Here is a 12,800-nt window from a genome sequence, read left to right on the forward strand (position 1 = left end):
GAGACTACCAGCAACCACCGACAATCCAAGGTGGCAACTCCGCGCAGCAAAGATTCTGTTGGACAACGTATTTCGAGCTGCCGTTTACCCTTCTTTCGTGTACAGTCGAACGTACATTCGCAGCAACGGTTCTCGGGGGAGGTGACCGTCATGTCCGACACCACACGCGTCGGTGGCGATTCGACAGCGCCGCAACCGCGTGCCGTTGAGTTGGTGGCCGATCTCCACCGCACCCTCGACAAGTTGCAGACCGTGGATCTGTCACCGTGTACCGATGCCGAACTCGCTGAAGTGGCCGCGGAGACCGAACGCGCCATCGCACGTCTGACCGTCGCCGGAGACCGGCAGATCGATCAGGCCGTCGCTCGCGACCTGCCCCGCAAGGCCGGCTGCCGGACCCTCATGCAGTACATGACACATCGGCTACGAGTCTCGAACCCGATGCGCCGCCGTAAGCAGATGGACGCCACCGCCCACCGGACCAGCCTCGGCGGCGAGGTCCTCCCACCCGAATACCCCTGCCTCGCGGAAGCTTTCGCACAAGGCGCGGTCGGCACCGCGCACGTGCAGGCCGCATTGGATGTCCTCGACCGCATCCCGGTCGCCGTCGACCACGACATCAAGGTCGCCGCTGAGCGGCAGATGGCCGAGATCGCCACCGACCACACCCCCGCTGAGATCACCCAACTCGGTGCCCGCCTGCTCGCCCACCTCGACCCCGACGGCACCCTGTCCGACGACACCGACCAGAAACGACGCCGCGGCCTGTGGATCGGTCGGCAACGCGCCGATGGCACCGCCAAGATCTCCGGCACCCTGACACCCGCACTCGCCGCCCGACTCACCATGATGTTCGCCGTGTGGGGCAAACCCGGACTCAATAACCCCGACGACCCCGCCTCACCCCAAGGCCCGGCCGCCACCGCCGACCCCGACGCCCTGACCGCCGCCGCCGACCGCGACGGCCGCACTCTTGCCCAGACGAATCATGATGCGCTCGACGCCGCACTCACTGCGGGCTTCGCCGACGGGACTCTCGGGACGTCGCATCGCGGCCTGCCCGTGCAACTGATCGTCAAAGCCGAACTCTCCGACCTGGTCCGCGAAGCCGGACTCGCGACCACCGCCACCGGCGCCCTGCTGCCGATCCGGGACTTGATCGCGATGGCCGGTGACGTCCAGCCGTGGTTGGCGATCTTCAAAGACGCCACCACTGTGCCGCTGTACTTCGGGCGCGGCAGACGTCTGGCCACCCGCGAACAGCGCCTCGTCTCTTTCGCCCGCCCCGACGGGGAAGTGTGCTCGGCACCCGGGTGTGATCAGCCCGCCACCCAGGTCGACATGCATCACGCCCACAGGGATTGGGCCAAGGGCGGTCTCACCGACATCGACGACCTCGCCCCGGCCTGCCCGCGACATAACCGGATGGTCGGTGACCAGCCCGGGCAGTACACCACCCGCATCGCCCGGTCCGGACCCGACGAAGGCCGCTGCCTGTGGCGGTTGAACGCCGAACCCGGTGCACCGCCCAACCCCGAGCGCCTCAACCGCCGACCCGACATACCCCGGCGGTTCGCAGAACACCTGAACACCGTGCGCAACGAGATCCACGGACCTGCCACCAGGTCCGGCGATGACTCGCGCCCAACCCTTCGTGACGCGCCCTCCGCAAGCTCCGGGCGCTGCTCAGGGAGCAGCGGGCGCCCCGATGCCGTCGGCTACGGCGACCGCGGCCTCCGTCTCGAACTCGCTTATCGCGAACTGGTCCATCCGCGAACACCGCCGGAGCACCTCACCAGCCCACCGCTGACCCCGGTCGAAGCAGAACTCGCACGCATACTCACCGACCACCGGTGACGGCAAAGCAGATCGCCTCGCCGACTACCACCGCGGCGACCGGGCCGCCTAACCGTCAGTGCCGCAACGGCGCGGGACTCCACAGTCCGCTGCGGGTGGCGGTGCCGGTCTCGATCTCGGCGAGCGTGTCGACGTCGCCGTATGGCTCGTAGCGTTCGAGGGCGCCCCAGTCGCGTCCGATGTCGGCCATCAGATAGGTCGGCAGCGCCGTCGCCTGCTGGGAGACCTCGAGCCAGCCGAGCGGACCGCCGCCGAAGCGGTTCTGCCACGCCGACACCGCGGCTGCCAGGTCTGAGCCCGGCTTGATGCGCCACTTCGGGATCTCCGCGACCCCGACGTCGTGGGTGAACGGGCGCTGGCACGGGAACGCCAGGCCCGAAGTCCAGTCGATGTGGGCCGGATCGGTGCTGCCGACCACGTCCTGCAGGGTGTCCATCTGCGGGACCCGCGGCGGGGTGAGCACGATGAACCGGTCCTCGGCGAGGTTGTCGTCGGTCGCGACGATCCGCACGGCGGTGGTGTCGGACGGCAACTCGTCGGTGTTGTAGCGCAGGTTGCGCCACGACGGCCGTGGACCGGGATCGATCAGTTCGGTGTCGCCGGCGGCCTCGAGGTCGGCATCGCCGGTGTCGGGACCGATCGGGTCCGCGGTGTACTCGAGCATCACGTTCGGGTTGTCGTACTCACCGGCCACCGACATCGTGAGCAGCGGGCGGTCCCGCCAATCCGGCGGCAGCGCGTACCACCCGGAGGTGAGGCGGGCCGGGACCTGGTCGAGCTTGGAGTAGCTGCCCATGACCGGCGTCGAGGCGGGATCGAGGAAGAACGGGAGCGCCGCGGTACTGCCGTTGATCCCGGGTTCGGCGATCTCGCCGCCGCCGGTACCGCCGGGGTTGGAGTTGACGATGTCGGGGGACTGCCAGACGTCGCCGGACAGGACACCCAGCGACCCCTCGCTGGCCGTCGACTCGAGTGCTGTCGGCACACCGTTGGGGAAGAATCCCGAGGTGGACGGCACGCTGCCCGGTGCGGGCGGTGGTCCGCCGAGAGGGTTGGGCAGCGTCGGGTCGACCGGGCGGAGCATGTCGCGGTCGGGGTCGGACTCCACCCAGACCTTGTCGGCCATCCCGCACGGGTTGCCGGCGACGGCGGCGAAGTTGGACCGGGGTACCGAGTACGACGAGCTCTGGTGGATGCCGGCGAAGACCGCGGTGACGATCTGGAAGACGACCACCGCCATCGCCAGAAAGGCCAGCGGGGCGGCCGCCATCGAGGCGACCAGTCGTCGGTACCACCGCTGATGCGCGGCGTCGGCGCCGGTGGATTCCTCGACGTGCGGATCGGTCCCGGTGAACGGCTCGCGGAAGTGGAACCATAGCGCGACCAGCAGCAGGGCGAGCGCGGCGTAGAGCAGCACGCTGCCGAGCATGATGCCGCCGATCTTGACCTGCTCGACGCCCCACGGCATGCCCCACGCGGAGTAGTAGTAGTACGAGTTCGGCGCGGTGAAGGCGAGACCGCCGATGAACAGGACGAGCGCGCAGAACAGGGTGCGGTTTCGCCTCGAATGCATGGACTGCTGGCTGGCGGCGATGGCCGCGATCGCGGCGAGGGCGGCCGCGATACCGGCGAAGACGCCGAAGTGGTGGGTCCATTTGGTGGGGGTGAACATGAGGAACACCAGCGATGCGAAGGTGATCGCGACGATGCGGCGGGTCGGGCCGATGGCGGTCCCCGGGATACGGTTCTTGCGGACCAGCACTGCCGCCGAGACGACCAGCCCCAGGATCATGGCCAGTACCGCGAACCGACGGGCGATGGAACCGTCGGCGGAGAAGGCGAAGAGCGCCGAGTAGCGACCGATCTCGTTGTACCAGCTCATCGACGGCCCGAGCGCCGACTTCATACTCGACGCCTCGACGAACGACCGCAGGGTCAGGTTCGAGAACACGACGAAGACGACGAAGGTGCCGGCCGCGAGGATCGGCGCGATGAGCGCCACGAACGACCATCGCAGCGAGCGCTTGCGATCGCGGTCGGCGGTCTCGGGATCGCCGGATGCCGATCCCGCGGATTCGGTGTCGGCGGAGGACAGTTCGGCGACGACGCGGGCTCGCTTGATGAGCGCCATGATCATCGGGCGTGCGCCGGCGATCAGTGCCGCCACCGCGAGCAGGCCCGTCGGGCCGGCGGCGATGCTGAACGCTCCGATCAGGCACGCGACGGCGGCCGGCAGCATGCGACCGGTGGCGATGGCCCGTTCGACCGAACACCAGGTCAGCAGGGCGCCCAGGCAGATGATCGGTTCGGGCCGCAGGCCGTTGTTGAAGGGGAACCAGCACGCCAGGAACGCGAACGCCGCCGTCCAGGCGACCATCGGGCGGGTCAGCGCGGCACGTCCCAGGCGGGGCAGAACCTCGTGACTGACGATGAGCCACACCAGGATTCCGCACAACAGTGCGGGCAGACGCATCCACGGACTCGCCACCGAGATGTGGCTGAGCAGTCCGAAGACCTGGTAGTACCAGCCGAACGGCGCCTCGGGTGCGCCGTACCAGCGGAAGTAGTTCGCGGTGTAGTCGCTGTCCTGGGCCACCCTCGACATGGTCAGGAGGTAACCGTCGTCGGAGGTGTTGGGCCCGATCATGTGCCACACGATCAGCGCGCCGATCACCACGTAGTCGCGCGCATTGAGCCGCCACCACCGTGCCGGGAAGATCCGACGATGCCGTCGGCCGTCGGTTGAGTCCAGCGCTGCCAGAGCGGACAGAGCCAGTAGCGTCGACGCCACTCCGACGATCACGACCAGCCACTTCGAGATGGTCGGCGCGGTGTTGTAGCGCGAATCGATGGTGACGTGGGCGTCGAGCCCCGCGATGTCGGCCGCCGGCCCGGTGAGATCGGTGAAGAGGCCGGTCACCTGGGGGCGCTGGTCGGACGAGTACTTGAAGGCCTCTGTGTCCTCGGTCGTGCCGGCGAGTGGCTCGTCCTCGCCGTCCTCGTTCCGGGTGCCGCTCGTCATGCCGATGAACTCGGCGGTCACCGCGTCGGAATCGGCGTGCACGACGATCTCGCGGCACCCCTGGTCGCGCATGTCCTGCAGCGTCGCCGACACCAGCGAGACGTTGCGGATGACCACCTCGACGCCCTGCCGGTCCAGGGGCGCATCGGCAGCACCGGTCTTGCGGATGAACAGGCCGCGCTCACCGGACTTCGGTGCCTGCTTGGGAGTCGTCGACAGCAGCACCGATCCGCCGGGCGGCAGGTCGTTCACGGCAGTGCAGGGAATCGAGACATTGAGGTCGACCGGCGTGTAGCCGATCAGCGGGGCCGACACCGAACCGATCTGACCGTTCTGCGGCCAGTCGATCTCGGCCGTTCGCTGCGACACCGGCATGAGGGGAGTCGCGAGTGCGAGCAGGAATCCGAGCAGACCGGTGACGATGGCGACGATTCTCGCTCGTCGAACGGTCTGCGCTGGCACAAAGAGAGATGGTAACCGTTGGGACGTCTCGCCCCTGCCGGCGGCGGTGCGGGCACGACGGGCGGGTGTTCACGGTCGCTCCGCGGTGACGCAGGAACGCCGATCGCCAGGTCAGGGCCAGTAAGGTGAACGCCATGTCCGACGCCGAGGTGCCCGACCGTCTGCCGATCCTGCTGCTCAACGGCCCCAACCTGAACACCCTCGGCACCCGGGAGCCAGCCGTGTACGGCTCGGACACCCTGGCCGACGTGGTGGACCTGGCCGAGCGCACCGCTGCCGAGCTCGGTTTCGGGGTGCGCGCGGCGCAGACCAATCACGAGGGGCAGATGCTCGACTGGATCCACGAATCCGTCGGCGAGATCAGCGGCATCGTCATCAACCCCGGGGGATGGACCCACACCTCGGTCGCCCTCGCCGATGCGCTCGTCGTCCCCGATGTCCCGATCCTCGAGGTGCACATCAGCAACGTCCATCGGCGCGAGGCATTCCGGCATCACTCCTATGTGTCACCGATCGCCGCCGGGGTCATCGCCGGTTTCGGCATCCGCGGTTACGAATTCGCGGTTCGCCGGCTCGTCGATCTGATCGGCTGACCAGAGCGGCACGGTTCCCAGGAACCGTCCAGGTTTCTCCCAGGGAGGGAGCAGTGGGGGCCGATAGCTTTCGTCGTATGCACAAGCGAACCTCTGCCTCTGCCTCTGCCTCTTCTCGCCGCGTGCACGTAGCCATCGTGTCGGCGCTGCTGGCCGGGGGCCTGCTCCTCGGTGGCTGCACCACCGACGCTCCCAGCACGTCATCGGCCACGACCTCTGCGTCTTCGTCCGTGTCCTCCTCGATCACCACCGAAGACGCGTCAACCACCGCCACCACGATCTCGTCGTCCGCCGAAGCCGCTCAGGCGTTCCTGGCCACCCTGTCCGATGAACAACGCGAGCAGGTCACCTACGACTACGACGACGAGACCAAGACGACGTCGTGGTCGAACTTCCCGGTCACCTTCGTCGACCGCGCCGGGGTGAACCTCGCAGATCTGTCCGACGAGCAGCGGGCCGCCGCGATGAAGGTCCTGGAAGCGCTCCTCAGCGACGAGGGCTACGCCACCGTCACCGGAATCATGGGCGGTGACGAATATCTTCATGAGAAGAGCAGTTCGACGGAGGAGTCGCTCGGCCAGTACTACATCGCCTTCTTCGGCGATCCGTCTGATTCGAGTGCCTGGGAGATCCAGTTCGGCGGGCACCATCTCGGCATCAACGCCACACTCGATGGTGCGGCCGATGAGATCACCTTCGCTCCCACGCATCTGGGAATTCAGCCGGCGGTGTACACCGATTCCGACGGCAACGAGGTCCAACCGTTCGACGGCATCTACACCACGGCGTTCTCGTTCTACGACAGCCTGACCGACGAACAAAAGGCAACCCTGTACCAGGGGTCGACCGTCGCGAACATGGTGTGCGCTCCCGGAAGCACTTGTGATTACCCCACGGGGACAGGAATTTCGGGCGCTGATCTGACCGATGAGCAGAAGAAGCTACTGCTCGACGTCATCGCGAACTGGGTGGGCCTGTCCGACGAGGAGACCACCTCCGAGGCGCTCGCCGAGATCGAAGCGACGCTCGACGAGACCTACATCAACTGGTCGGGAGCCACCGTCTACGACATGACACAGGGTGACGGTATCTACTTCCAGATCTCCGGCCCCGACGTGTACATCGAATTCGCCGCGCAGCAGGGTTCCGCCGGTGCCGATGTCGAGGGCGTGACGACGTCGGGCTGGGGACACGTCCATACGATTTATCGCGATCCCGGCAACGACTACGCCGGCAGCGTGACCCAGCAAGCCGCCACCGGCATGGCCGGAGGAGCGGGCGGTCCCGGCGGGCAGGCTCCGGCTGGATCTCGCCCCGCCAGTGGTTAGTTGTCAGCCTCGGGCAGCCGCCGTCACGCGACTCGCGAGTCCCGAACTCATCGACTAGCGCAACCGTAGGGTTGCAGAACCTCCGGATTACTGCAACTATGGAGTTGCAGCAATCAACTTAGGCGAGGGAATATCGATGAGCGAGAACACAAACACACATGACGTGACCGATTCGGCGACAGGAGAATTCGACCGGATCGAGCGCGAGATCGCGATCGACGCACCCGCCGACCGGGTCTGGTCTCTGGTCAGCGAACCGGGATGGTTCATCAACGACAAGGCGATCACCGAGCACCGGATCGAACGCGACGGCGACCTGTCGACCATCCACGACCCGGTCCACGGCGCCTTCACGTTCCGCACCGTCGAACTCGACGAGCCGCGATACGCGGCGTTTCGATGGCTCGCCGATGCCGCTGATCCGCAATCGGATTCGACGCTCGTCGAGTTCTGGATCACGCCGGCGGACTCCGGCGTGCACCTCAAGGTCGTGGAGTCCGGCTTCGCGTCGCTGCCGGGAACGGAAGCGGAGCGACGCGCACGGTTCGACGGCAACAACGAGGGATGGACCATCGAACTCGAGCTGGCCCGAACACATCTCGGCGGCGTGCATGCCTGACGTCGCTCCCGTCGAGGTCTTCGCCGCGCTGTCCGACGAGAGCCGATGGCAGATCCTCACGCGACTGGGTTCGGAACCCGCGTCCGCATCACATCTCGCGGCCGAACTCCCGATCAGCAGGCAGGCGATCGCGAAACACCTTCGGGTCCTCACCGAGGCGGGACTGGTGACGTCCTCACGTGTCGGCCGCGAGATCCGTTACGAAGCCGTGGGGGCACAGCTGTCGCGGGTTGCGCATCGGCTCGACACCATCGGCCGTGGTTGGGATCGCCGTCTGGCCGACATCAAACTCCGCGCCGAGGAGGGCTGAGCCGCACGACAACCCTCCATGATCCGAAAGAAGCGACACCCATTGCTCCCTGAGGTGCGAGGAGCGATAGCGACGAGCCTCGAAGGGTCCTGGTGAGACGACTCGCCAGACCCTTCGTGACGCTCGCAAGTTCGCTCCTCAGGGAGCAGAGGGGGCGTCGACTCGCTCCCTCAGCTCAGAGAGCGCAGGGCTCCTCACGGGGCGGCTGTAGCGGAGGGAGCAGCGGAGCTGATCACCTCGTCGATCGCCCTGGCGGTGTCGGCGGCGTGGGGTGCGCGGATCATCGAGATGTGGTCGCCGGAGACGTCGTGAAAGGTCACTTCGCCGGTTGACATCCGCCGCCACAGGTCCGGGTCGTCGGGATTGGTGCGGGCGCGGATGACGCCTACGGGACCCGCGTACTCCCGGGGTCGGTACCGGCGGATCATCCTGGTGCCCAACCGGAAGAACACGATCCACTGCACCGGCGTCGGGAGCTCGACCATCCCGGCAGTGGGGACGAGGACGGCCAGCGCGAGCTCCTTCACGATTCGCTGGGGGAGTGGTTCGCGGGCGGGCGTGGGGTCGTCCCCGGTGCGGTCGGGCAGGGCGGTGTCGCGGGCACCGCCGCGCAGCGCACGCAGGCGTCCGACGATCCCGACCTTCTCGCCACGAACACGCTTGGCGAGTGCCGGGTCGAAGAGCGAGTCCAGAACGACGACTGGATCGCAGTTCTCGCCTGCCTTGGTCAGCTGCGCCGCGACCTCCATCGCGACGAACCCGCCCAGCGAGTAGCCGCCGACCTGGTACGGACCGTGTGGTTGCACCGATCGCATGTCGGCGATCGCGCGTCGTGCCGCGGCGCGCACGGAATGATCAGCGCGGCCGCGCTTTTCGACGCCACGCGACTGGATCGCGTAGACCGGCCGCTCGGTCTGCAGTGCTCGGACGACGGGCGTGAGACTGGTCGCCAGGCTGCCGGCGCCGGCCACCAGGAAGATCGGCCGGCCCGTGCCCTGCCGCAGCGGGATGAGGGTGGCCCCCGACGCGTTCGCCGACCGCTCCTTCGCGGCCGACTCGATGCGCTGGGCGAACAGCGCGATGGTCGGCGCCTCGGCGAGCATCGCGGTGTTGACGTCCAGTTGGAGGTGATGCTGCACCTCGGCCAGCATCTTCGCGGCGGCCAGCGAGTCGCCGCCGAGTTCGACGAAATCCTCGTTCCGGCCGATGGATTCGAGGCCGAGGATCTGGCACCAGAACCGGTGCAGCGCCATCTCGGTCATCCCACGGGGCGGTTCGTGATCCGGACGTGCGGGCGGAGGCGGCAGGGCCGCCCGGTCCACCTTGCCGCGTTCGTTGCGCGGGAGTTCGGCGAGCACGATGATGTCGCGCGGAATCATCCACGGGGTCAACGTCTTCCCGAGCTCCTGCCGGATCTCGGCCGGGGAGGGTGACCACTTCTCGGGGTCCACGGCGACGTGGGCGGTGAGCCGTGCCTCGTCGCGGTTGGCGGTGACGACCGCGTCGGTGGTCCAGGGCAGCGCGCGGATGGCGGCTTCCACCTCGAGCGGTTCGACGAGGTACCCGCGGATCTTGATCGCGTCATCACTGCGTCCGAGGAGCGCGAGTTCGCCGGACTCGTCGAAGCGTCCGAGATCGCCGGTGCGATAACGTGTCCGGCCGTCGTGCAACACGATGAAGCGCGTCGCCGTCAGCTCCGGATCCTGGTGGTAACCGGACGCTACATGGGCGGATTCGACGATGACCTCGCCCGTGCTGCCGACCGGCAGATCGTTGCCGTCCGCGTCGACGATCCGAACGTGCTTGTCTGACGCCGGCACGCCCACGGGGACGGCGCCGGGCTCGACGTCCCGCTCGGGCGGGAACAGGTTGAAGGCCAGGTTGCCGACCTCCGATGCGCCTGCCCAGCAGCAGAACACCCCGTCGGTCAGGATCGTGTCGCGGGCCAGCTGGATGTCGGCGCGGTGCGTCGGCTCACCGCAGGTGGACAGCAGTCGCAGTGAATCGACGGCGTCGTCGGCCGACAGCTCTCCCAGCCAGGATCGCAGCAGCGACGGGGTGCAGTGTGCGGTGGTCGCCTCCTGTGCGACGAGCCAGTCCCGGAGCCCGGTCGTGGTGCGGCGGCGGACATCCCAGAGCAGCATGGTCGACCCGTTGAGCAAGCTCATCGCGAGCGCGTCGAGGCCGCCGCCGAAGCTGAGGGGCAGTAGGACGACGGCGCGGTCGTCGGGTCGCATGCCGAGGAAGCGACGGCCGTCCCGGGCGTGGTTGACCGGCATCTTCTGCGCCAGCACCACGCCTTTGGGGGTGCCGGTCGAGCCCGAGGTGAACAGCAGGACCGCCGGATCGTCGGGGCCGGGCTGGTCCGCGATACGCGTCTGACCTGGTTCTCGGGCATCGGCTGCGGTGTCCAGGACATGGGCACCGGACCGTTCCAGCACGACCTCGCGTCGGTCCGGCGGCAGGAACGGGTCGAGAAGGACGAGGGGGCGTCCCGAACACAGCACCGCCAGCATCCCGATCACCGAGTCGATGTCGGATTCGATCTCCACCGCGACGGGTCGGTCCGGATCGGTGGTGGCGACGATCGTGCGCGCGAGGTCGTCGACCCGGGAGGCGGCGTCGGCGAACGTGATCGACTGCTCGGGGGTCTGGAGTGCGACGGCCTCACCACGTACCGCGGCGACGGCTCGCCATCGGGCCGCGGCGGTGTCGGCGGCGTCGACGCCCGGAAGGTCGGTGACGACCGTGGCGCCGGTGGGAGTCACCCGGGCTTCGGGAGGGTTATGGCTGTTCATGTCCTCAAACTTCCGCGGAGCGGGAAACGTCGACGGTCATGGACGGGCCAGGCGAACTCGAGCCCGGGCAACGGTGCCACGCCGCGCGGGACTCGGCCCCTCCTCCGGTCCCGACAGCTTGCCTGGCAAACCTACCCTTAGTCGCGCGAAGGAGCACGATCGGAGCGGGTGGGAGTACGGAAGCGGCCTGGTCGGCCGGGCATGACACCGGAAGCGGAGACATCCGGCCGGTCGGCGGTAACGTGTTCACCGGTCGTCGGACGGTGTGGTCCTGCATCGCCGTCCGCGACGACGGGTGTTCGAGGCGTGCGAGGAGAGATCGACGATGCAGTACGACGAAGTGGTTCTGGGACGTCGCAGCACCCGCGGGTTCACCTCCCACCCCGTGCCTCGCGAGCTCATCGAGGAGATCCTCACCCTCGCCATGCGAGCCCCGTCGTCGATGAACACACAACCGTGGAACTTCCACGTGATCACGGGCGAACCGTTGGATCGCATCCGCGCGGGCAACACCGAGCGCAACCTGGCCGGCGTTCCCCATTCGCGAGAGTTCCGGACGGGCGCGGAGAAGTTCACCGGGACGCACCGCGACCGTCAGGTCCAGGTGGCGAAGCAACTGTTCGGCGCGATGGGCATCGCCCGTGAGGACATGGAGATGCGGCAGGACTGGGTGCTGCGGGGGTTCCGTCAGTTCGACGCCCCGGTCTGCGTGATCGTGACCTACGACCGCATCCTCGACGGCAGCGACGACACCCCGTTCGATTGCGGCGCGGTCTCGAATGCGCTGGTCAACGCCGCCTGGTCGCGCGGTCTCGGCGCGGTCATCAACAGCCAGGGCATCATGCAGTCGCCCGTGGTTCGCGAGCACGCCGGGATCCCCGACGATCAGGTGATCATGAAGAGCATCGCGCTCGGCTGGCCGGATGAGACCTTCCCGGCCAATGCGGTGGTCTCCGAACGCAAGTCGGTCGCCGAGGCCGCGACGTTCGTCGGCTTCGAGTAGCGGTGACGCTGATCCTGCCGGGGCTCAGCGTGACAGCGCCGCACGCGCGGCCGCGGCCACGCCGCCGTGATGAATCGGGCCGTGGCCCGGGAGCATGATGTCGGCGTCGAGCTCGGTGAACCGTTGGACGCTGCGTCGCGCGGTGGGTTCGTCGTGTTGGAAGAGCGACGGGATGCACTGCGGGCCGGTGATCGACGAGATCTCGTGTCCGCTCACCAGTGCGTCGCCGGACACCAGGGCGCGGCCGTCGGCGACGAGGTAGGCGCTGTGGCCGTCGGTGTGGCCGGGGCTCGCCACGGGGACCGGTGCGCCCGGGAGGTCGAGCGGTCGGTGCCCATCGGTGGAGAACCCCGACGCCCGCGCGAGACCCGCGCGGCTGAGGACGCCGAGCGGAGTGGTCTTGGCCAGCCACGCCCACAGGCGGGGATTCGCCACCTGCGGGGCGAGATCGAGCGCGTTCGCCTGCTGGAGGTGATGGCGCAGCGCGTGATCCACCTCGACCGGGTCCATGTAGACGTCGAACCCGTACTGCGCCTGCAGCTTGACGAGACCACCCAGGTGGTCGACGTGGGCATGGGTGAGGAGCGCGCCACGTACGTCCTCGGGCTTGCGGCCGATCCGTTCGATGGACTCGACGACCTGGGCGGCCTGGCCCGGATAACCGCCGTCGATGAGCGTCAGCTCGCCGTCCTGCTCCAGCAGCACCCAGTTCACGACGTCGGTGGAGACGAAATGCGTTGTCGACGAATCGCCGTCGACCCGGGTGATCGTCATCGGTCGCGCGGTACGGAACGGGAGTCGCATCATC

The 12,800-nt window shown here is 68.0% G+C and carries 9 protein-coding genes; 6 read left to right on the forward strand and 3 right to left on the reverse strand.

The genetic code is table 11. The features are described from left to right. Window positions 1–150 precede the first annotated feature (150 nt). The gene (locus tag GR168_RS01545; RefSeq protein ID WP_159369828.1) at window positions 151–1,857 is read left to right on the forward strand and encodes an HNH endonuclease signature motif containing protein; all 1,707 of its coding nucleotides are present in this window, start codon (window positions 151–153) and stop codon (window positions 1,855–1,857) included. 55 nt (window positions 1,858–1,912) lie between these two features. On the opposite strand, the gene GR168_RS01550 is transcribed toward GR168_RS01545, so the two are convergent. Next, on the reverse strand, window positions 1,913–5,341 hold the full coding sequence (locus GR168_RS01550) for an arabinosyltransferase domain-containing protein (protein WP_159369829.1): 3,429 nt from the start codon (window positions 5,339–5,341) through the stop codon (window positions 1,913–1,915). A gap of 134 nt (window positions 5,342–5,475) precedes the next feature. Between GR168_RS01550 and aroQ the strand changes: the two genes are divergently transcribed. The 4 genes from aroQ to GR168_RS01570 all read left to right on the forward strand — a co-directional run bounded on the left by aroQ (window position 5,476) and on the right by GR168_RS01570 (window position 8,191). Next, a complete protein-coding gene (aroQ, locus tag GR168_RS01555; protein WP_159369830.1) occupies window positions 5,476–5,934 on the forward strand; it encodes a type II 3-dehydroquinate dehydratase in 459 nt (152 codons plus the stop codon). A 77-nt stretch (window positions 5,935–6,011) separates the two neighbouring features. Then, window positions 6,012–7,262 (forward strand): DUF3500 domain-containing protein, encoded by a 1,251-nt coding sequence (locus tag GR168_RS01560; RefSeq protein WP_159369831.1) that lies wholly within the window; start codon window positions 6,012–6,014, stop codon window positions 7,260–7,262. A gap of 136 nt (window positions 7,263–7,398) precedes the next feature. Continuing rightward, complete coding sequence (locus GR168_RS01565; RefSeq protein WP_159369832.1) at window positions 7,399–7,881, forward strand: SRPBCC domain-containing protein; 483 nt, start codon at window positions 7,399–7,401, stop codon at window positions 7,879–7,881. Further along, window positions 7,874–8,191, forward strand: a complete 318-nt coding sequence (locus GR168_RS01570) for a metalloregulator ArsR/SmtB family transcription factor (RefSeq protein ID WP_068971647.1) — start codon at window positions 7,874–7,876, stop codon at window positions 8,189–8,191. Before GR168_RS01565 ends, GR168_RS01570 begins: the two co-directional genes overlap by 8 nt. A 194-nt stretch (window positions 8,192–8,385) precedes the next feature. Here GR168_RS01570 and GR168_RS01575 read toward each other — a convergent pair whose 3' ends face one another. Continuing rightward, window positions 8,386–10,989, reverse strand: a complete 2,604-nt coding sequence (locus GR168_RS01575; RefSeq protein ID WP_159369833.1) for an AMP-binding protein — start codon at window positions 10,987–10,989, stop codon at window positions 8,386–8,388. Window positions 10,990–11,314: 325 nt separating this feature from the next. On the opposite strand from GR168_RS01575, the gene GR168_RS01580 reads away from it, so the two are divergent. Beyond that, window positions 11,315–11,992 carry a nitroreductase gene (locus tag GR168_RS01580; RefSeq protein ID WP_159369834.1) on the forward strand — a complete coding sequence of 226 codons (678 nt, stop codon included), beginning with the start codon at window positions 11,315–11,317 and terminating at the stop codon, window positions 11,990–11,992. 24 nt (window positions 11,993–12,016) lie between these two features. Here the strand turns inward: GR168_RS01580 and GR168_RS01585 are convergent, their stop codons facing one another. Further along, entirely contained in the window at window positions 12,017–12,796 is a 780-nt protein-coding gene (locus GR168_RS01585) for an MBL fold metallo-hydrolase (protein ID WP_159371783.1), read from the reverse strand. Between the last annotated feature and the right edge of the window lie 4 nt (window positions 12,797–12,800).

This window comes from Gordonia sp. JH63, from assembly GCF_009856645.1.
GTDB classification, from domain to species: domain Bacteria; phylum Actinomycetota; class Actinomycetes; order Mycobacteriales; family Mycobacteriaceae; genus Gordonia; species Gordonia hongkongensis.

Excerpts from the sequence above, each read along its gene's own strand:
- GR168_RS01545 (WP_159369828.1), top strand. The coding sequence starts at position 151 with ATGTCCGACACCACACGCGTCGGTGGCGATTCGACAGCGCCGCAACCG.
- GR168_RS01565 (WP_159369832.1), top strand. The coding sequence starts at position 7,399 with ATGAGCGAGAACACAAACACACATGACGTGACCGATTCGGCGACAGGA.
- GR168_RS01575 (WP_159369833.1), bottom strand. The coding sequence starts at position 10,989 with ATGAACAGCCATAACCCTCCCGAAGCCCGGGTGACTCCCACCGGCGCC.
- GR168_RS01580 (WP_159369834.1), top strand. The coding sequence starts at position 11,315 with ATGCAGTACGACGAAGTGGTTCTGGGACGTCGCAGCACCCGCGGGTTC.
- GR168_RS01570 (WP_068971647.1), top strand. The coding sequence starts at position 7,874 with ATGCCTGACGTCGCTCCCGTCGAGGTCTTCGCCGCGCTGTCCGACGAG.
- aroQ (WP_159369830.1), top strand. The coding sequence starts at position 5,476 with ATGTCCGACGCCGAGGTGCCCGACCGTCTGCCGATCCTGCTGCTCAAC.
- GR168_RS01560 (WP_159369831.1), top strand. The coding sequence starts at position 6,012 with ATGCACAAGCGAACCTCTGCCTCTGCCTCTGCCTCTTCTCGCCGCGTG.
- GR168_RS01585 (WP_159371783.1), bottom strand. The coding sequence starts at position 12,796 with ATGCGACTCCCGTTCCGTACCGCGCGACCGATGACGATCACCCGGGTC.